Origin of the sequence: Chelatococcus daeguensis, from assembly GCF_001887265.1 — a bacterium.
In the GTDB taxonomy this organism is placed as follows: Bacteria; Pseudomonadota; Alphaproteobacteria; order Rhizobiales; family Beijerinckiaceae; genus Chelatococcus_A; species Chelatococcus_A sambhunathii.
The window spans coordinates 2,973,425-2,991,908 of the sequence record NZ_CP018095.1 but is presented as its reverse complement, the minus strand read 5'-3'; the positions used below and the strand labels follow the sequence as shown (position 1 = coordinate 2,991,908).

The window sequence follows — 18,484 nt, the reverse complement described above, 5'->3', positions numbered from 1 at the left end:
CTTATTCCGCCGCCTGCAGCGTGCGCAGACGCTCCATCTCACGCAGCGCGCGCCGGTACTCGACCGGCATCACCTTGACGAATTTGGTGCGGTAACCCGCCCAGTCGTCGAGGATGGCCCTGGCGCGGGTCGAGCCCGTGTAGCGCAGGTGGTTGGCGATGAGCTGCATCAGCCGCTCCTCGTCGTGGCCCGACATGTCGGCGAGCACGTCGATGCGGCCCTTGTGCTCGAGGTCGCCGCCGTGGTGGTGCAGGCGCTCCATGAGATCCTCCTCCTCCTCGACGGGTTCGAGATCGACCATGGACAGGTTGCAACGCTTGGTGAAGGTTCCGTCCTCGTCGAGCACATAGGCGATGCCGCCGGACATGCCGGCTGCAAAGTTGCGGCCTGTCGGGCCGATGACGACGACGACACCGCCGGTCATGTATTCGCAACCGTGGTCGCCCGTGCCCTCGACGACAGCGATGGCGCCAGAGTTGCGCACCGCGAAGCGCTCGCCGGCGACGCCGCGGAAATAGCATTCGCCGGAGATGGCACCGTAGAGCACCGTGTTGCCGACGATGATCGAGCGCTCCGGCACCGCCTTCATTTCCGCCGGCGGCTGGACGATGATCTTGCCGCCGGAGAGGCCCTTGCCGACATAGTCGTTGGCCTCACCCGTCAGGTGCAACGTGACGCCGGCGGCGAGGAAGGCGCCGAAGCTCTGGCCGGCCGTGCCCTTGAGGTTCACCGTGATGGTGTCCTCGGGCAGGCCCTCGTGGCCGTGCAGTTTGGCGATCTCGCCCGACAGCATGGCGCCCGTCGCGCGGTCGACGTTGCGGATCGTCTCCTCGATGACGATCGGCGTACCCTCGTCGATGGCGCCGCGCGCCTGCGCGATGAGCCTGAGGTCGAGCACGTCGTCGATCGGATGCTTCTGGCGCTCGCTGTGGAAGACGGCGACGTCGGGGCCGACCTCGGGCCGGTGGAACAGGCGCGTGAAGTCGAGACCCTTGGCCTTCCAGTGGTCGATGGCCTCCTTCTTGTCGAGGAGGTCGGTGCGGCCGATCATCTCCTCGAGCCTGCGGAAGCCCATCTCGGCCATCAGTTCGCGCACTTCCTCGGCGACGAAGAAGACGTAGTTGACGACATGTTCCGGCAGACCCTTGAAGCGCTTGCGCAGCACCGGGTCCTGCGTCGCCACCCCGACGGGGCAGGTGTTGAGGTGGCACTTCCTCATCATGATGCAGCCGGCGGCGATGAGCGGCGCCGTCGAGAAGCCGAACTCGTCGGCCCCGAGCAGCGCGCCGATGACGACGTCGCGACCCGTGCGCAGGCCGCCGTCGACCTGCAGGCGTACCCGGCCGCGCAGGCGGTTGAGCACCAGCGTCTGCTGCGTTTCGGCGAGGCCCATCTCCCACGGGCTGCCGGCGTGCTTGATGGACGTCAGTGGCGAGGCCCCCGTGCCACCCTCGAAGCCCGAAATGGTGATGTGATCGGCCCGCGCCTTGGCGACGCCGGCGGCGACCGTGCCGACGCCGACCTCGGAGACGAGCTTGACCGAGACGTCGGCCGCGGGGTTGACGTTCTTCAGGTCGAAGATGAGCTGGGCGAGATCCTCGATCGAGTAGATGTCGTGGTGCGGCGGCGGCGAGATGAGGCCGACGCCCGGCGTCGAATGGCGCAGCCGGGAAATGACGGCATCGACCTTGTGGCCGGGCAACTGGCCACCCTCGCCGGGCTTGGCGCCCTGGGCCACCTTGATCTGCATCATGTCCGAATTGACGAGATATTCGGTGGTGACGCCGAAGCGCCCCGATGCGATCTGCTTGATGGCTGAGCGCTTGGAGCGCCCGTCCGGCAACGGCCGGAAACGTGCGGCATCCTCGCCGCCCTCGCCGGTGTTGGACTTGGCGCCGATGGCGTTCATCGCCAAGGCCAGGGTCTCGTGCGCCTCCTTGGAGATGGCGCCGAGCGACATGGCGCCCGTCGAGAAGCGCCTGACGATCTCAGCCGCGGGCTCCACCTCCTCGAGCGGCACCGGCTGAGCGCCGCGCTCGGCGGCCGTCCGGATGCGGAAGAGGCCGCGCACGGTGCTGAAGCGGTTCTCCTGCTCGTTCACGAGACGGGCGAACTCGCGATAGCGGTCCTGCGCGTTGAGGCGCACCGCGTGCTGCAGCGTCGCCACCGTGTCCGGGTTCCAGACGTGGTCCTCGCCGCGCAGGCGGTAGGCGTAATCACCGCCGACCTCGAGGGAATTGCGCAGCACAGGAACGTCGCCGAAGGCATCGCGGTGGCGGCGCACCGTCTCCTCGGCGATCTCGGCAAGGCCAATGCCCTCGATGGTGGTGGCCGTGCCGAAGAAGAACTTCGCGACGAAGTCGCTTCTGAGGCCGACTGCATCGAAGATCTGCGCGCCGCAATAGGACTGATAGGTGGAGATGCCCATCTTCGACATGACCTTGAGGAGGCCCTTATCGATGGACTTGATGTAGCGCTTGATGATTTCGTGGTCATCGACCTCCTCTGGGAAGTCGAGCGCCTCGTGCATCGCGGCCAGCGTATCGAAAGCCAGATAGGGGTTGATCGCTTCGGCGCCATAGCCGGCGAGCAGGGCGAAATGGTGCACCTCGCGCGGTTCGCCAGATTCGAGGACGAGGCCGACCGAGGTCCTCAGCCCCTTGCGGATGAGGTGGTGGTGCACCGCTGCCGTCGCGAGCAGCGCGGGGATGGCGATACGGTCCGGTCCCAGCATCCGGTCGGAGAGAATGATGATGTTGTAGCGGCCGTGCACGGCCGCCTCCGCGCGCTCGCACAGGCGTTCGAGGGCGCCGGGCATGCCTTCCGCCCCCTGGCCGGCTGGATAGGTGATGTCCAGCGTCTTGGTGTCGAACTGGTCTTCGCTGTGGCCGATGCAGCGGATCTTCTCCAGATCCTCGTTCGTCAGGATCGGCTGGCGCACCTCGAGGCGCTTACGGCGCGAGGTGCCCTCGAGGTCGAGAATGTTCGGGCGCGGCCCGATGAAGGAGACGAGGCTCATGACGAGTTCCTCGCGGATCGGGTCGATCGGCGGGTTCGTCACCTGGGCGAAGTTCTGCTTGAAATAGGTGTAGAGCAGCTTCGGCTTGTCCGACAGGGCCGAGATCGGCGTGTCGGTGCCCATCGAGCCGACGGCCTCCTGGCCGGTGACGGCCATGGGCTGCATGAGGAGCTTGAGGTCCTCCTGGGTGTAGCCGTAGGCCTGCTGGCGGTCGAGCAGACTCACGTCCGTGCGCGATTCACGCGCCTGGACCGGTGGCAACTCCTCCAGCACGATTTGCGTGCGCTTCAACCACTCCTTGTAGGGATGGCGGCGGCTCAACTCGCTCTTGATCTCCTCGTCGGAGACGATGCGGCCCTCTTCGAGGTCGATGAGCAGCATCTTGCCCGGCTGCAGGCGCCACTTCTCGACGATCTTCTCCTCGGGGATGGGCAGCACGCCCATCTCGGAGGCGCCGACGACGAGGCCGTCCTCGGTGACGAGGTAGCGCGCGGGGCGCAGGCCGTTGCGGTCGAGCGTCGCGCCGATCTGACGCCCGTCGGTGAAGACGATGGCAGCCGGGCCGTCCCACGGCTCCATAAGCGCGGCATGGTACTCGTAGAAGGCCCGCCGCTCCTCGTCCATGAGCGGGTTGCCGGCCCAGGCCTCGGGCACCAGCATCATCATGGCGTGGGCGAGCGAATAGCCGCCCTGAGTAAGGAACTCGAGCGCGTTGTCGAAACAGGCCGTGTCCGACTGGCCCTCGTAGGAGATGGGCCAGAGCTTGGAGATGTCGTTGCCGAAGATCTCGGAATCGACCGAGGCCTGCCGTGCAGCCATCCAGTTGACGTTGCCGCGCAGGGTGTTGATCTCGCCGTTGTGCGCCACCATGCGGTAGGGGTGGGCCAGCGACCAGGTGGGGAAGGTGTTGGTCGCGAAGCGCTGGTGCACGAGGGCGAGCGCGCTCTCGAAGCGCGGGTCGCGCAGATCGGCGTAATAGTCGCCGAGCTGGTCGGCGAGCAGCATGCCCTTGTAGACGAGCGTGCGTGTCGACAGGCTCACCGGGTAGTAGCCGGCCGTGCGCGGGTCGTTGAGGTCGTAGATCGCGTTGGAGACGACCTTGCGCAGGATGAAGAGGTGCCGCTCGAAGTCGTCCTGTGTCGTCGCGCCCTCACCGCGGCCGATGAAGACCTGCACGTGCCGCGGCTCGGTGGGCTTCACGCTCTCGCCGAGCACGGAGGGGTCGACCGGCACGTCGCGCCAGCCAAGGAGCACCTGGCCCTCCTCGGCAGTGACGCGCTCCAGGGTCGCCTTAACGATGGCGAAGCCTTCCGCGTCGCGCGGCATGAAGAGATGGCCCACGGCGTATTCGCCGGCCGGTGGCAAGGCGATGCCGAGCTTCTCGCATTCCTCGCGCAGGAAACGGTCCGGCACCTGCACCAGCATGCCGCAGCCGTCGCCCGCCCGGGGGTCGGCACCGACAGCCCCGCGGTGATCGAGATTCCTCAGAATGGCAAGGCCGTTGGCGACGATGTCGTGGCTCTTCTCATTCTTCATGTGGGCGATGAAGCCGACGCCGCAGGCATCGCGTTCGCGCGCCGGGTCGTAGAGGCCCTGTGCGGGCGGCAGACCGGGGTCCGCAGCGCGCGTTTTCTGAAGCAGCGCCGGGTTGGAGACCAGCTTTTGCTCGTTCGTCGCGCTCATGTTCTGCCCCATCGTTGCCGCCGCGGCGGCCTTGTCCACGTCGTTCGTCTCTCGCGGGGGTCGCCGGTCCGTGCCGGCAGCCTGTCGCTGCCCGCCCGTACGCACCCTCTTGTTGGTCTTGGAGGTCCGGTCGCGCTGTTTCCGTTGCGCCCGCACCTCGCGGGCGTCTCGCGGCGTAAAGCCGGGGCGCGCCCGCTAAGCCCGCGTCGTGCGGGCGGCAGGTTTCGTATCGCGTTTGGCGGCCGTCGGACGTGCCATAACCAAGACCTGCCTTGTCTTGCTCGCGGAAGGCCCGACCGGATGCCGGGCTCGGATAATCATCGGAATGGGACAGCAAGGCTGTCCTAAACCGGGCGGACCTTGCCAGATTTTTTCTAAGGTGACAAGCGGGTATTTGCGAGTCGTTTGATCGAAACTTATACGGGACGCCCAACCTGGATTGCGATCGTGACGAGCGAGATGAAGTCAGCGTAATTTAATTGCGCATCCATGGCCGGCCGGCCGTTTCGATCCTGCGATCGGGAGGCGGGCGCGGCGCGGCCATGACCGCTCGGCGCTTCACGCTGGGCGAGCCATGTTCTAGCTTCCGCTTCCAAGCGGGAGCACAGGCGGGATGAACTTTGCAAGCGACAATGTGGCGGGCGCGAGCCCGCGGGTGATGGAGGCGCTCGTCGCCGCCAATGCCGGCAGCCAGCGCGCCTACGGGGCGGACGATCATACGGCGCGCGTCGAGGCGCGGCTCAAGGAGATCTTCGAGCGCGACCTTTCGGTCTTCCTCGTCGCCACGGGTACGGCCGCGAATGCGCTGGCGCTCGCCACCCTCTGCCCGCCCTGGGGTGCGGTGCTGTGCCACGCCGAGGCGCATGTGGCCGAGGACGAATGCGGCGCGCCGGAGTTCTTCACGGGCGGGGCCAAGCTCGTCGGCTTTCCCGGACGGCTCGGCAAGCTCACGGCGGAGGAGATCGCGGCCCATCTCGCCGCGCCGACCGGCCGGCCGCCGCATCAGGTCATTCCCTCGGCCCTCTCGCTGACCCAGGCCAGTGAGGCCGGCACGGTCTATACTCCGGACGAGATAGCGACGCTCGCGGACATCGCCCGCCGGCACGGACTCGGCGTGCACATGGACGGCGCACGCTTCGCCAATGCGCTCGTGCGCCTTGGGGTCAGTCCTGCCGACATGACATGGCGCGCGGGCGTCGACGTCCTCTCCTTCGGCGCCACCAAGAACGGCTGTCTTGCGGCGGAGGCCGTGATCGTCTTCGACCGCGACAAGGCGGCGCACTTGGCGCAGCGCCGCAAGCGCGGCGGCCACCTCCTCTCGAAGGGCCGTCTGCTCGGTGCCCAGTTCGACGCCTATCTCGCCGATGGCCACTGGCTCGACCTCGCGGCCCGGGCCAATGCGGCGGCCGACAGGCTCGCTGCGGGCCTCGCGCGTCTCGGCTGCCGCGTCGCCCTGCCGGTCGAGGCCAACGAGATCTTCGTCTTCCTGCCGCAGGCGATGGACGAGGCGCTGCGCGCTGCCGGGGCACTCTACCATCCCTGGGTGACGTCCAGCCTGCCGGAGGGCGTTGCGGCCGGGGAGGGGGAGGTGCTGGTGCGTCTCGTCACGGCCTTCGACACGGCGGAGGCGGCCATCGACCGTTTTCTCGCCGTCGCGGGCGGACAGGCAGCCGCCTGACCTGCCGTTGTCGCGGCGCCGCCAAACGCCCGCCCCAATGCCGTTGCACAGACGAGGGTGACGAGTGGCAATGAACGAGGCAGATGACGTGTTTGCACCTGTTGCCGGATCGCGCCCAATGCGGCGCCCCGCCAGGCTTCTCGCGGCGGTCGCGACGCTTACCCTGGTGTCGAGCGTGGCTCTTGCCCAGGGCTACTACGCGCCGGAGGTCTACGACGAGCCGCTGAGCCCGCGCGAGGTGGTGCGCTCGGTGCGCTCGGAGGGCTTCGCCCAGATCTCCCGCCCGCGCCTGACGCGTGGCTTCTACGTCGTCGACGGCACGGACGTGAATGGCTGGCGCATGCGCCTGTTTATCGACGCCTATTCGGGCGCCATCGTCGATGCGCGTCCGCTGCGCTCGACCATCATGGCCGAGGAACCCTTCCGGCCGTATTCGCCCGACAGGTTCGGCGGCGAGATCGGTGTCGAGATCGATACCGGCCGTGGCACCAAGATCTATGCGCCGGTGCCGCTTCGGCAACGCCAGCCGAGCATGGCGGCGCTGCCGCCGCCGCGTCCGAGCGACCAGGAGCTCGGGCTGCGCGCACCGCTACCGCCGTCGCGCGGGGACGTGAGGCTGCCCGAGACCTCCGGGCAGGCGGATGCGGCTGGCGAGGCTGAGGAGAGACCGAGCGTCGTCCTCGCGCCGCCCGAGGTGCCGCCCGTGCCGCCGGCAGGCGACGTCATCGGCAATGACGGCGATGAGATCGGCGGCCCGGCCTCTGGCGAGAAGATCCTGCCCAGCGCGCCTTTCTGACGCCGGCCGCCGGCCGCATCCACCGCTGCCAATGCACGCGACAAAAGGCGCCGGAAGGCCCGGCGCCTCGTCTGTTTTCTGGGATCGTCCATGGTCCCTCTGGCGGACCATGGCTGCCGTGTTATGCGGCTTCCGCGACCTTCGCGTCGATGGCCACGCTCGCCGGCTTCGTCGCGATGGGGATGGTGCGGGGCTTCATCGCCTCCGGCACCTCGCGGACGAGGTCGACGTGCAGAAGACCGTTCTCCAGCGCGGCACCGGTCACCTGGACGTGGTCGGCAAGCTGGAAGCGGCGCTCGAACGCCCGGGCCGCGATGCCCTGGTAGAGCATTTCGGGCCTCTCGGCACCTTCGGCGACCTTCTTCTCGCCGCGGATCGTCAGGGTGTTGTTCTTCGTCTCGATGGCGAGATCATCGCTGGCGAAACCGGCGACGGCTACCGTGATGCGATACGCATCTTCGCCGGTGCGCTCGATGTTGTAGGGCGGATAGCTCGGGGAGCTGTCGACGCCGGCAACCTGATCAAGCATCGAGAACAGACGGTCGAAGCCGACCGTCGAGCGGTAGAGGGGGGACAGATCGAATTGACGCATGGCACATCCTCCATTTGAAGCGATATGCGGACAATGCCCGCCTGAACCGGCCGGGCATCCCACCGTGCAGCCGTCAGCGGCCTGCACGGCAGAGAGTTGGTGGCGCCCGGGCGGTCTTTCAAGACCTGTGGCGATGAGGCGGGTGCAGCGGCTATAACCGGGTGGAATGGCCGCAAACCGCGGCGGGAGGGGCGATGGAACTCGTCGCTACAGAGCTGAACCCGGTGCCGAGCCAGCCGGTGATAACGCCGGTGACCACCGCCGACGGCGTCGTGCTGCGGGCCGTGCGCTGGCGGCCGACAGCGCGCCGGACCCGCGGCACCGTCTGCCTCGTTCAGGGGCGGGCGGAGTTCATCGAGAAATATTTCGAGACGGTGGCGGACCTGCGCCGCCGCGGCTTTACGGTCGTCGCCTTCGACTGGCGCGGCCAGGGCGGCTCGCAGCGCGACCTTGCCGACCCGCGCAAAGGCCACGTCGACGACTTCTCCCTCTATGAGCGCGACCTTGCGGCCGTCGTCGATCAGGTCGTCCTGCCGCGCTGTCCACCGCCTTACTTCGTGCTCGCCCATTCCATGGGCGGGACGATCCTCCTCCACGCCATGAGGGGGAAGAAGACCCCCTTCGCCCGCCTCGTGACGGTCGCGCCGATGATCGACATCGCCATGGTGCCCTGGCCGCGTGCCGCACGCCTCCTGTCCGAGATGCTCGATGCCTGCGGTTTCGGGGCGAGTTATGTTCCCGGCGGCGGTGCCACGTCGATCTCGACGAAGCCCTTCGCAGGCAATCGGCTGACGTCGGACCCGGTGCGCTATGCGCGCAATGCCGAGGTGGCCGCCCGGGCGCCCGCGCTCGCCATAGGCGATCCGACGGTGGCATGGCTCGACGCAGCCTATCGCGCCATGGGTGCCTTCGCGGATCCGAACTTCGCGCTCGAGATCAGGACGCCGGTGCTCGTCGTCGCGGCCGGGGCCGATCCGGTCGTCTCGACGCCGGCGATCGAAGGTTTCGCCGCCCGCCTCAAGACGGGCCGCGCCATCGTGATCCCCGGGGCCCGACACGAGATCCTCATGGAACGCGACGACATTCGTGACCAGTTCTGGGCCGCCTTCGACGCCTTTGTGCCGGGGTCGGACGGGGCGCTGCCGGATCAGGCCGAGAGCAGCTTGAGCGCCGCCTCATGAATGCGCGGGTCGCCTGCGGCGACAACCGCGCCCCCGGCCGCCGGCGAATCACCTTGCCAGTTGGTGACGACGCCGCCGGCTCCTTCGATGATTGGCACCAGGGCGACGATGTCATAGGGCTTCAGTCCGGCCTCGATGACAAGGTCGATGTGGCCGGCCGCGACCATGCAATAGGCGTAGCAGTCATAGCCGTAACGGACGAGGCGCGTCTCGCGTTCGACGCGCTCGTAGCGCGGGCGCTCGTTCGCCGCGAAGAGGGCGGGGGACGTGGTGGAGAGGGTTGCCTCGGCCAGGCTCGCGCAGCGTCGCGTCTTGAGCGTGCGCGCACCCATCGGGCCCTTGTAGCCGGCGCTTCTGCCGCCTCCGTAGAAGCGCTCGCCCGTGAAAGGCTGATGCATGAGGCCGTAGACGGGTGCGCTGCGGTGGGTGAGGCCGATCAGCGTGCCCCATAGCGGCAGACCCGAAATGAAGGCGCGCGTGCCGTCGATCGGGTCGAGCACCCAAACGTAGTCGGCATCCAGGCGCTCGTCACCGAATTCCTCGCCGCAGATGCCGTGCTGGGGAAACTGCCGGCGGATGAGCTGGCGCATGGCGGCTTCGGCCGCCCGGTCGGCCTCCGTCACCGGGTCGAACCTGTCGCCGAGCGCCTTGTTCTCCGCCATCAGTGCGGTGCGGAAAAACGGCAGGATGGCGCGCCCGGACACGGTTGCAAGCTCGTCCATGAAGGCGCTGAAGTCGACCGCTGCCATTCCCATCCCCTCCGCCAGCCGTGCACGAGCCTCGCACCTCATGCGGGCAGGGCTGCGTTGCAGAGGGGTCTTATCGCGGGCGGAGCCGTTTAGAAAGAGAGGAACGAACGAGAGGCCATGCGTCCGGTGGAGCGCAGGGCGGGAGGAACGGGCATGAAGGACAGCCAGATTCCGACGGGCGTAGGCGCGGCGCCGGTGGGAAGCCAGGCGGCGCTGCTCATCGCGGTGCTTGCGGGCATCTACAGTGTCAGTCAATTCCTGCGCAATTCCATCGGAGTCATTGCGCCGAACCTCGCCGCGGACCTGTCGCTTACCGCCACCGACCTCGGGCTTCTCTCCAGCGGCTTCTTTCTGACTTTCGCGGCCGCTCAGATCCCGGTTGGCATCTCCATCGATCGCTACGGGCCGCGTCGCGTCATGCTGGTGTGTTCCCTCATCGCGGTGGCCGGTGTCCTGCTCTTCGCGCTGGCGCGGGACGCGACGATGCTCGTCGGCGCGCGGCTTCTCCTAGGTATCGGCTGCTCTAGCTTCTTCATGGCGCCGCTCGCCATCTATGCCCGCCTCTTCCCGCCCGAGCGCTTCGCCTTCCTTACCGGCATCCAGCTCAGCATCGGCAATTTCGGCACGCTCGCCGCCACCGCCCCGCTCGCCTTCGCCGCCGAATCGATCGGCTGGCGGGCGAGCTTCCTCGTCGTCGCGGCCTTTGCGGCGGCGGCGGGCCTCGCGGTCTTCCTCGGCGTGCGCGGTCCCGCCGTCACCGCATGGGCTGGCCGCGAATCTTGGCGCATGGCGCTCGCCGGCGTGCGCGAGGCGGTGCGCGTGCGTTCGTTCTGGCCGCTCTTCCTGATGCACGCGACCGGCTATGCGGCCTTCGGCACGGTCATCGGCCTGTGGGCGGGCCCGTTTCTGAGCGACGTCTACGGCTTCGACCTCGAGCGGCGCGGTGTCGCGCTCTTCGCGGCGTCGGCGACGCAGATCGCCGCCCTCTTCCTGTGGGGCGCGGCGGATCGGCTCCTCCGCGGATACAAACCCCCGGTCGTGCTCGGCGCCTCTGCAACCATCGCATGCCTCGCCTACGCTGCCCTCATGCCTCTCGGCCCGGTCTCGGTGCTCGTCTGGCTTATCGCCTTCGGGGCGGCCGTGGCCTATACGCCGCCCGTCATGGCGCACGGGAAATCTCTTTTCCCTCAAAATCTTATCGGCCGCGGCATCACGCTGATGAACATCGGCACCATGGGCGGCGTCTTCGTGATGCAGACGGTGACGGGTCGGCTTATGGATCTCTTCGGTCGTGGCCCCCTCGGGCACTATCCACAAGAGGCCTACAAGGCTGTCTTTTCCTTGCTGGCCCTTGCAATTGCGGCCGCACTCATTACCTACGTCCTCGCACACGACCCCCACCCCGGCCGGGATCGCGATCCCGGGGGCACAAAAAAATAGGTCAATCACCCTTGCTTTTTGTGCGGTGCGGTGGCATGTTGTTGCCGTGCGGTACGGCGATGTTCCGTCGCGGTGCCGCTGCCCTCCTTGGGCGTTTCCTCCCTAGACTTGGGCCGCGCACGCAAGTGTGCGGCCTTTTTTCTTGCCTGGTGCCTGGCTGACGGCCTGTCGGCAAGCGTGCGCTACTCAGCCGCCAGGCGCCGTTCGGTGAGGTCCGTGCAGGCCGTCGCTGCGATGAGGGAGAAGACTTCGGTGATGTCGCATGCGAGGCGGGCGAAGCCCTCTGTGCGCTGCATGGTCCGCTCGTCCATGTAGAGGCTGCGGTTGATCTCTACCTGCAGGGCATGCCGGCCGGCTGCGGGCTCGCCATAGTGCTCCGTGATGAAGCCCCCGGCATAGGGGCGGTTGCGGGCCACGCGATAGCCGAGACGCTCGAAGGACTGCGCCACCCTGTCGCTGGTCGCCGCCGCGCAACTCGTGCCGAACCGATCGCCGATGACGATGTCGGCGCGCGAATTCTCGTCCCGGGTCACGCTGGAAGAGGGCATCGAGTGGCAGTCGACGAGCAGCACCGAGCCAAACCGGCGTTGGGTGCGCATCACGATCTGGCGGAGGGCGCGATGGTAGGGCTTGTAGAGCCATTCGATGCGGCGCATGGCCTCGGCCACAGGCAGCTTGCCGGGATAGATCTCCTGCCCGTCGCCGACGATGCGCGGGATGGTGCCGAGCCCGCCTGCGACGCGCAGCGAGCGTGTGTTGGCATAGGGCGGCAGCCGGCCGTCGAACATGCGCGGGTCGAGCTCATAGGGCTCGCGGTTCACGTCGAGATAGGCGCGGGGAAAGCGGGCGACGAGCATCGGGGCGCCAAGCGCGCCCATGCCGGCAAAGAGCGCGTCCACATAGGCATCTTCCGAACGGCGCAGGGCGAGTGGATCAAGCCGGGCGCCGTCGACGAAGCTCTGAGGATAGACGGCGCCGGCGTGAGGGGCGTTGAAGACAAGCGGCACAGTCTGATCGGATGGTTCGACGACCGTGAAGGGGATTGCGAGTTCCGGCTCGATCGGAGACGACATCGGGGACCACGACGCTGCTACGGGGACGACGGCCCTCGCGGGCGGGGCCGTCTCGAACGATGATTGTGGCCGATTTGCCGGCGTGTCGTCCATCGCCGCATGGCCATGAGCGCGTGCGATTCGTGACCGGCGGTGTGCCGCGCTCCCTTTTTCACCGCTTTTTTACGAGGAGCGTGTCTAGACGATAAGGCACGGCGTCGGCGGTTCGGGCAGAGCATTGTCCGACGACGGACGTGCCACTAACCTTTCGTCCGGGCAGCGCGGCACGGCAGATCCGAGCCCGCGGCCCGCCCGATCACTTTCGACGCGTGCGCTATGAGCAAGATCCTTCTCGCCGAAGACGACAACGACATGCGGCGCTTCCTCGTCAAGGCCCTGCAGAATGCTGGCTACGAGGTGGTGTCCTTCGACAACGGGCTGTCGGCCTACAATCGCCTGCGGGAGGAGCCGTTCGAACTGCTGCTCACCGACATCGTCATGCCGGAGATGGACGGCATCGAGCTCGCGCGCCGGGCCACCGAACTCGACCCGGACATCAAGGTGATGTTCATCACGGGTTTCGCGGCGGTGGCGCTCAACCCCGATTCGCAGGCGCCGAAGGACGCCAAGGTGCTGTCCAAGCCCTTCCACCTGCGCGAACTCGTGTCGGAAGTGGAAAAGTTGCTCGCCGCCTGACTATTTTTCGTGGGCGGCTTGCGCAGTTCGCCGCAAGCCGCTATATCCGCGGCCCACATGAGGACGTCGCGAAAGCGTCGTTCGAAGGGCGCGTAGCTCAGCGGGAGAGCACTACGTTGACATCGTAGGGGTCACAGGTTCGATCCCTGTCGCGCCCACCATTTTTTGAAGGACGGCCAAGGTTCGATGGAGCCGCGCCGGACGGAGATCGGACGATGAAGATCCGCAATTCGCTCAAGTCTCTGCGCGAGCGCCACCGCGACAACCAGCTGGTCCGTCGCAAGGGTCGCGTGTACATCATCAACAAGACCCAGAAGCGCTTCAAGGCGCGCCAGGGCTGACGCCCGGCCGCTTCGGCGGTCTTGCATGAACAACGAAGAGCCCGGCGGTGACGCCGGGCTTTTGGTGTTGGGGTGACGGGTTGCAATTCACGGCGACGTGTCTGCGCGGGACTTTGCCCCGGGGCCTCGGCGCGTTAGGCTCTGTCGCATGACACGCGCAGTCCGCCCGCTGGTGCTTCTTTCGATGGGGATGGCCCTTGCCGTTTCGCCGTGGAGTGGCATTGCAGCCCAGTCGCAAGGCTCCGAGCCGCGGGAGCCACCCCAGAGCGCAGAACGGCCTGTATCGCCCGCGGCGCGACGGGCGGCCCAGCTCGACCAGCTGTTCGCGCGTCTTGGCAACAGCCGTGACGCAGCCGAGGCGGCTGGCATCGCCCGCCTCATCGAGCGCCAGTGGCTGCGCTCCGGCTCCGATACGGCCGACCTCCTGATGAGCCGAGCGCTCGTCGCCGCGCGCTCCGGCAACCCGCCGCTGGCGATCGAATTGCTCGACCGGGTCGTCGTCATCGAGGCGGGCTGGGCCGAGGCCTGGGCGAAGCGCGCGACGCTCTTCGGCATGCTGGGGGATCGCCGGCAGGCCATTCTCGACCTGCAGCAGGCCATCGCTCGCGAACCGCGCCACTACGAGGCGTGGACGGCCCTCGGCCGGCTCTTCGAGGTGGACGAGGAGAAGGCGCTCGCCCTGCGCGCCTATCGGCAGGCGCTGGCCGTCCACCCGCATCTCGAGGCGGTGAAGGCCGCCGTCGCGCGGCTGGCGCCGGACGTCGACGGCCGGGATATCTGATCGGGCAGCAGGTCCAGCAAGCCCCCGCGGGTGAGCGTGCCGCCCGCGTCGGCCTGTCAGCGGCCTAGCGTGCCCGCCGCTTCGGCATCAGGGCCGTCGCGATGTATTACCGTGGCCGAGCGCACCGCCATCCTGCGCGACGAAGGCGACGCGCACCATGTTCGTCGCACCGGGCGTGCCGAACGGCACGCCCGCGACGATGATGACGCGCTGGCCGGCCTCGGCATAGCCGGCATCGCGGCTGATGTCGCAGGCGCGGTCGGCCATGTCGTCGATGTCGCGGGCATCCTCGGTCACGATGGGATGCACGCCCCACACGAGGGCGAGGCGCCGACCCGCATCGGCATTCGGCGTCAGGGCGAGCAAGGGTGTCTGCGGGCGCTCGCGCGCGATGCGCAGACCCGTGGCGCCGGAGGAGGTCCAGGCAACGATAGCCTTGAGGTCGAGCGTCTCGGCAATCGAGCGCGCGGCGGAGGCGATGGCATCGGCGCCCGTCGCCTCGGGTTCGGCGCGTTGGGCGTTGATGATGGCGCGGTAGTTGCTGTCGCGCTCGATTTCCACGGCGATGCGGTTCATCGTCGCCACCGCCTCGACCGGGTACTGGCCTGCCGCGCTCTCGGCCGACAGCATGATGGCGTCCGCGCCCTCGAAGACGGCGGTGCCGACGTCCGACACCTCGGCACGTGTCGGAACCGGCGAGGTAATCATCGATTCCAGCATCTGCGTGGCCACGACGACCGGCTTGCCCCAGCGGCGGGCGCTGCGCGTGATGAGCTTCTGGATGCCGGGCACCTTCTCGAGCGGCATCTCGACGCCGAGATCGCCGCGGGCGACCATCAGCGCATCGGAGACCTCGATGATCTCGTCGAGCCGGGCAACCGCCTGCGGCTTCTCGATCTTGGCCATGACGAGCGCCCGCCCGCGCGCGACCTTGCGCACCTCCGCGATGTCTTCCGGCCGCTGCACGAAGGAGAGCGCGATCCAGTCGACCCCGATGTTGACGGCAGCCTCGAGATCGGTGCGATCCTTCTCCGTCATGGCCGAGACTGGGATAGTGGTGTCGGGCAGGCTGACGCCCTTGCGATTGGAGATCTTGCCGCCCACCACGACCCGCGTGGTGGCCTTGCCTTTGCCGACGCTCTCCACCTCGAGCCGGATCTTGCCATCGTCGATGATGACGGCATGGCCGGGCTCGAGCGCCGCGAGGATTTCGGGGTGCGGCAGGTGCACGCGCTTGGACGTGCCGGGCTTGGGGTCGGCATCGAGGACGAAGCGCTCGCCCGCCGACAGCATCTCGGCATCCTTGGCGAAGGTGCCGATGCGCAGCTTCGGTCCCTGCAGGTCGACGAGGATGCCGATGGGCCGGCCCGCGCGTTGTTCGACGGCACGGATGGCGGCAACGCGCTCGGCGAGATCGTCCTTCGAGGTGTGGCTCATGTTGATGCGGAAGACGTCCGCGCCGGCCTCATGCAGCCGGGCGATCATGGCCGGGTCGTTGGACGCGGGTCCGAGGGTGGCCAAGATCTTTACGCGCCGCATCCGTCTCATCTACGCACCTCGGCTGCTCTGTTGCTGTCCGTGAGCTGGATGGTCCAGCTCTTCTGCTGTCCCGTGTCGACCTCGAAGAACCCGGTCCGCTCGTAGCCCCGGGCGAGGCAGTTGTCGATGCCGCGAATGGAAAACTCGCGGTCGCGCGTGCACAGGAAGGAGCGGCCGCCCCATTCCCCGCCACCGGAATAGTCGAGAGCGTAAATGTAGTAGAAACGCCCGGCGAGCGGCCCCTTGAGCAGCGTCTCGCATTTGCGTTCGTCGATGTTCCACCAGCCTTCGGTCATCCAGCCCTGGGCGTCGCGATAGCCGAGCGCGACGCCGACGCGCGCCCCGGTCATGTTGCAGATGCGCAGGTCCGCCCGGGCAGGCGAAACGGCCCCGATGACAAGCGCGAGCCACGCGAGGGCGAGGGCGCCGAGGGCGAACTTTCGCAGCCGGGACATGGGGGCAAGCTGGGTGAGTTTCATCGGCCAATCAAGCATCTAATCGATACAGGTCTTGAGCGTCGCGGCGCGGAATGTCAACGCGCCTCTTCGTTGTCCGTACCGGCGCGTCCTAGCGGTCGTCGACGAGTATCACGCGACAATCGTTGACGTTGGTGCGTGTGGGACCGGGCAGGAGAAGGTCGCCGAGGGCTTCGAAGAAGCGCGTCGAATCGTTGTCGGCCAGAGATGCGGCGGGATCGAGGCCAAGGCTGCATGCGCGCGCGAGCGTGGTCTCGTCGATGATGGCGCCCGCCGGGTCGCTCGCGGCACCGCCGCCGCCGTCCGTGCCGTCGGTATCGCCGGCAAGGGCGCAGATGCCCGCCGCGCCGTCGAGGGCGAGGGCGAGCGCGAGGGCGTATTCCTGGTTCGGGCCGCCGCGTCCCTTACCCTTCAGCGTGACCGTCAGTTCCCCGCCCGAGATGATGGCGGCCCGGCGGCCGGCTTCGCGCAGGGCAAGCGCCTGCCGTGCATGGTTGGCTGCGATCTCGCGGGCCTCCCCCTCGAGGTCGGCCCCCAGGACGATGGGCTCGTAGCCGTTCTCCCGCGCGGTGCGCGCCGCGATAGCGATGGAGTCGGCCGGGCGGGCGATGATCTCAAAGCGGCTGCGCGCAAAGGCTGGGTCGCCGGCCTTTGGAGATTCGTTCGCCGGATCGTCGAGCAGCGCTGCGGCCGAGGCGGTCAGCGGAACGCCGCGTCGGGCGACGATGGCACGCGCCTCGGCGAGTGTTGTCGGGTCAGGCACCGTCGGGCCGGAGGCGATGGTCGAGGGGGCGTCGCGGGGCACGTCGGATATGGCGAGGGTCAGGATCGTCGCCGGAGCGGCGCAGCGGGCGAGGCGCCCGCCCTTGATGCGCGACAGGTGCTTGCGCACGGCGTTGATCTCATCGATCGATGCGCCGGAGCGCAGCAGTGCGCGCGTGATGGCCTGCTTTTCCGCCAGCGTCAGGTTGCCGGCCGGCGCGATCCAATTGGCAGAGCCGCCGCCGGACAGAAGCACGAGCACGAGGTCTTCCTTGTGCGCCCCGGCGGCAAGGGCGAGCGCCCGCTCCGTCGCGGCGAGGCCGGCGGCGTCCGGCACGGGATGCCCGGCCTCGACGATCTCGATTCGTTGCGTTGGCTGGCCATAGCCATGCCGTGTCACGGCGATGCCAGTCATGCGTTCGCGCGGGAGGCGGTATTCGCTCTCGTAGAATTCCTCGGCGACGACCGTCATCGATGCGGCGGCCTTGCCGGCGGCGAGCAGGATGATGCGCCCGTTCGCGGGCGGGGGAGGCAGGTGCTGCGGCAGGCAGAGGCGCGGGTGGGCCGCGGCGACGGCCGCCTCGAAGACCGCCTCCAGCACCGCGCGGCGCGCGCCGACGGGACCCGACAGGTACGCCGGGTGCGCCATGCCTTTGTCGCCCAAGCCTTCGGCCATCTCGTTCTCCCTCGTTCCTCCCGGCACTCGACCCTAGTGCGGCACCGGCAATTGTCGTTCCACTGCGGTGCGCGGAGCTTTCGGCCGCGCGAGCCAGATTCCGAACAGGATGAGCAGTCCGCCGGCCGTTTGCACCAGCGTCAAGGCCTCGCCCGCGATCAGCCAGCCGAAGGCCGCGGCGAAGACCGCTTCCAGGAAGATGACGAGGGAGGAGAAGGTCGCCGGCAGATGCCCGAGGGCAAAGGCGAGCAGCCCCTGGCCGCCGGCATGGCTGAACCAGGCGAGCGCGACGAGGACGGCAAGGCCCCAGCTGCTCCGCGGCAGGATGTGCGGCTCCATGACGAAGGCCACGACGAGCAGGATGGCGGCGGTGATGAGACTCGATTCGAAGGTGACGCGGGCAGCTCCGGTCGTCTTGCGCGCATGTTCGATGGCGAGGAAGTAGAAGCCGAAGAAGACGGCCGTGGCGATGCCGAAGCCGTCGCCCACGAGCCGCTGCGGCGCGATATCGAGGCTCTGGCCGATGAGGGCCGCCCCGCCCGCGAGGCAGAAGGCGAGGCCGATGAGAACCGGGCCGGCGACCCGGCGACGCAACACGAGCCAACTCGCCAGCACGACGAAGAGCGGCGCCATCGTCGCGAAAAAGGTGGCATTGGCGATCGTCGTGTTCATGATGGCGAGATGCCAGAAAAACAGGTCGCCGGCGAAGAACAGGCCGGCGAGCACGGTGCCGCGCCCGAAGGGTCGTGACCGTGCGGTCCCGCGGCCGCGTTCTTCCGCCTGCATCCAGACCCAGAGGATGGGCAAGGCGAGCGCCACGCGCCAGAAGGCGCTGGCAAACGGCCCGACATCGGCAAGGCGCACGAGGACGGGCGACAGGCCCATGGCGAGCGCCGCAGCGAGGAGGGCGCCGAGCGCGAGCGGCGAGGGTGCATGCGTGGCTTTCGAGGATGAGGTGATGCTCAAGGGGGCACCGGCGTCTGCGAGGGAGGTCGCGATCCCGCTCCTCCTATGGCAAGTTGC

15 protein-coding genes and 1 tRNA gene are annotated in these 18,484 nt (G+C 68.1%); 8 read left to right on the top strand and 8 right to left on the bottom strand.

The window, feature by feature from the left end:
- Position 1: 1 nt before the first annotated feature.
- A complete protein-coding gene (gltB, locus tag BOQ54_RS14200; RefSeq protein WP_145979824.1) occupies positions 2 to 4,714 on the bottom strand; it encodes a glutamate synthase large subunit in 4,713 nt (1,570 codons plus the stop codon).
- 601 nt (positions 4,715 to 5,315) lie between these two features.
- On the opposite strand from gltB, the gene BOQ54_RS14195 reads away from it, so the two are divergent.
- Entirely contained in the window at positions 5,316 to 6,380 is a 1,065-nt protein-coding gene (locus BOQ54_RS14195) for a threonine aldolase family protein (RefSeq protein WP_055457699.1), read from the top strand.
- A gap of 118 nt (positions 6,381 to 6,498) precedes the next feature.
- Positions 6,499 to 7,176, top strand: a complete 678-nt coding sequence (locus BOQ54_RS14190; RefSeq protein WP_055457698.1) for a PepSY domain-containing protein — start codon at positions 6,499 to 6,501, stop codon at positions 7,174 to 7,176.
- 121 nt (positions 7,177 to 7,297) lie between these two features.
- Here BOQ54_RS14190 and BOQ54_RS14185 read toward each other — a convergent pair whose 3' ends face one another.
- On the bottom strand, positions 7,298 to 7,768 hold the full coding sequence (locus BOQ54_RS14185) for an Hsp20 family protein (RefSeq protein ID WP_055457697.1): 471 nt from the start codon (positions 7,766 to 7,768) through the stop codon (positions 7,298 to 7,300).
- A 194-nt stretch (positions 7,769 to 7,962) separates the two neighbouring features.
- Here BOQ54_RS14185 and BOQ54_RS14180 point away from each other — a divergent pair, with 194 nt between their 5' ends.
- Positions 7,963 to 8,949 carry an alpha/beta fold hydrolase gene (locus BOQ54_RS14180; protein WP_071924128.1) on the top strand — a complete coding sequence of 329 codons (987 nt, stop codon included), beginning with the start codon at positions 7,963 to 7,965 and terminating at the stop codon, positions 8,947 to 8,949.
- Here BOQ54_RS14180 and hisN read toward each other — a convergent pair.
- Positions 8,916 to 9,698 (bottom strand): histidinol-phosphatase, encoded by a 783-nt coding sequence (hisN, locus tag BOQ54_RS14175; RefSeq protein ID WP_055457695.1) that lies wholly within the window; start codon positions 9,696 to 9,698, stop codon positions 8,916 to 8,918. The two genes, BOQ54_RS14180 and hisN, sit on opposite strands and share 34 nt — an antisense overlap.
- 153 nt (positions 9,699 to 9,851) lie before the next feature.
- Here hisN and BOQ54_RS14170 point away from each other — a divergent pair, with 153 nt between their 5' ends.
- Entirely contained in the window at positions 9,852 to 11,138 is a 1,287-nt protein-coding gene (locus tag BOQ54_RS14170; RefSeq protein WP_245280443.1) for an MFS transporter, read from the top strand.
- Positions 11,139 to 11,320: 182 nt separating this feature from the next.
- On the opposite strand, the gene BOQ54_RS14165 is transcribed toward BOQ54_RS14170, so the two are convergent.
- The gene (locus tag BOQ54_RS14165) at positions 11,321 to 12,211 is read right to left on the bottom strand and encodes an N-formylglutamate amidohydrolase (RefSeq protein WP_055457693.1); all 891 of its coding nucleotides are present in this window, start codon (positions 12,209 to 12,211) and stop codon (positions 11,321 to 11,323) included.
- A 315-nt stretch (positions 12,212 to 12,526) separates the two neighbouring features.
- On the opposite strand from BOQ54_RS14165, the gene cpdR reads away from it, so the two are divergent.
- The 4 genes from cpdR (at position 12,527) to BOQ54_RS14145 (ending at position 14,008) form a co-directional block, all read left to right on the top strand.
- Positions 12,527 to 12,886, top strand: coding sequence for a cell cycle two-component system response regulator CpdR (gene cpdR / locus BOQ54_RS14160; RefSeq protein ID WP_019401091.1), 360 nt, complete (start codon positions 12,527 to 12,529; stop codon positions 12,884 to 12,886).
- 86 nt (positions 12,887 to 12,972) lie between these two features.
- A tRNA-Val gene (locus BOQ54_RS14155) sits at positions 12,973 to 13,047 on the top strand.
- A gap of 54 nt (positions 13,048 to 13,101) precedes the next feature.
- Complete coding sequence (ykgO, locus tag BOQ54_RS14150; RefSeq protein ID WP_019401092.1) at positions 13,102 to 13,227, top strand: type B 50S ribosomal protein L36; 126 nt, start codon at positions 13,102 to 13,104, stop codon at positions 13,225 to 13,227.
- A gap of 148 nt (positions 13,228 to 13,375) precedes the next feature.
- Entirely contained in the window at positions 13,376 to 14,008 is a 633-nt protein-coding gene (locus tag BOQ54_RS14145; RefSeq protein WP_071924127.1) for a tetratricopeptide repeat protein, read from the top strand.
- Between the two features lie 87 nt (positions 14,009 to 14,095).
- On the opposite strand, the gene pyk is transcribed toward BOQ54_RS14145, so the two are convergent.
- From pyk to BOQ54_RS14125, 4 genes are all read right to left on the bottom strand, one after another.
- Positions 14,096 to 15,556 (bottom strand): pyruvate kinase, encoded by a 1,461-nt coding sequence (pyk, locus tag BOQ54_RS14140; RefSeq protein WP_055457691.1) that lies wholly within the window; start codon positions 15,554 to 15,556, stop codon positions 14,096 to 14,098.
- Positions 15,553 to 16,026 carry a DUF1036 domain-containing protein gene (locus BOQ54_RS14135; RefSeq protein ID WP_082464665.1) on the bottom strand — a complete coding sequence of 158 codons (474 nt, stop codon included), beginning with the start codon at positions 16,024 to 16,026 and terminating at the stop codon, positions 15,553 to 15,555. Before BOQ54_RS14135 ends, pyk begins: the two co-directional genes overlap by 4 nt.
- Before the next feature lie 88 nt (positions 16,027 to 16,114).
- Entirely contained in the window at positions 16,115 to 17,434 is a 1,320-nt protein-coding gene (locus BOQ54_RS14130) for a glycerate kinase type-2 family protein (protein WP_055457919.1), read from the bottom strand.
- Positions 17,435 to 17,494: 60 nt separating this feature from the next.
- Positions 17,495 to 18,427, bottom strand: a complete 933-nt coding sequence (locus BOQ54_RS14125) for a DMT family transporter (protein WP_071924126.1) — start codon at positions 18,425 to 18,427, stop codon at positions 17,495 to 17,497.
- Positions 18,428 to 18,484: the final 57 nt, after the last annotated feature.

What these genes read in the sequence shown, in the direction of transcription:
- cpdR (WP_019401091.1), top strand. Translation starts at nt 12,527, where the DNA reads ATGAGCAAGATCCTTCTCGCCGAAGACGACAACGACATGCGGCGCTTC.
- hisN (WP_055457695.1), bottom strand. Translation starts at nt 9,698, where the DNA reads ATGGCAGCGGTCGACTTCAGCGCCTTCATGGACGAGCTTGCAACCGTG.
- BOQ54_RS14135 (WP_082464665.1), bottom strand. Translation starts at nt 16,026, where the DNA reads ATGAAACTCACCCAGCTTGCCCCCATGTCCCGGCTGCGAAAGTTCGCC.
- BOQ54_RS14170 (WP_245280443.1), top strand. Translation starts at nt 9,852, where the DNA reads ATGAAGGACAGCCAGATTCCGACGGGCGTAGGCGCGGCGCCGGTGGGA.
- gltB (WP_145979824.1), bottom strand. Translation starts at nt 4,714, where the DNA reads ATGGGGCAGAACATGAGCGCGACGAACGAGCAAAAGCTGGTCTCCAAC.
- BOQ54_RS14190 (WP_055457698.1), top strand. Translation starts at nt 6,499, where the DNA reads ATGCGGCGCCCCGCCAGGCTTCTCGCGGCGGTCGCGACGCTTACCCTG.
- BOQ54_RS14145 (WP_071924127.1), top strand. Translation starts at nt 13,376, where the DNA reads ATGACACGCGCAGTCCGCCCGCTGGTGCTTCTTTCGATGGGGATGGCC.
- BOQ54_RS14130 (WP_055457919.1), bottom strand. Translation starts at nt 17,434, where the DNA reads ATGGCGCACCCGGCGTACCTGTCGGGTCCCGTCGGCGCGCGCCGCGCG.
- ykgO (WP_019401092.1), top strand. Translation starts at nt 13,102, where the DNA reads ATGAAGATCCGCAATTCGCTCAAGTCTCTGCGCGAGCGCCACCGCGAC.
- BOQ54_RS14165 (WP_055457693.1), bottom strand. Translation starts at nt 12,211, where the DNA reads ATGTCGTCTCCGATCGAGCCGGAACTCGCAATCCCCTTCACGGTCGTC.
- BOQ54_RS14195 (WP_055457699.1), top strand. Translation starts at nt 5,316, where the DNA reads ATGAACTTTGCAAGCGACAATGTGGCGGGCGCGAGCCCGCGGGTGATG.
- pyk (WP_055457691.1), bottom strand. Translation starts at nt 15,556, where the DNA reads ATGAGACGGATGCGGCGCGTAAAGATCTTGGCCACCCTCGGACCCGCG.
- BOQ54_RS14185 (WP_055457697.1), bottom strand. Translation starts at nt 7,768, where the DNA reads ATGCGTCAATTCGATCTGTCCCCCCTCTACCGCTCGACGGTCGGCTTC.
- BOQ54_RS14180 (WP_071924128.1), top strand. Translation starts at nt 7,963, where the DNA reads ATGGAACTCGTCGCTACAGAGCTGAACCCGGTGCCGAGCCAGCCGGTG.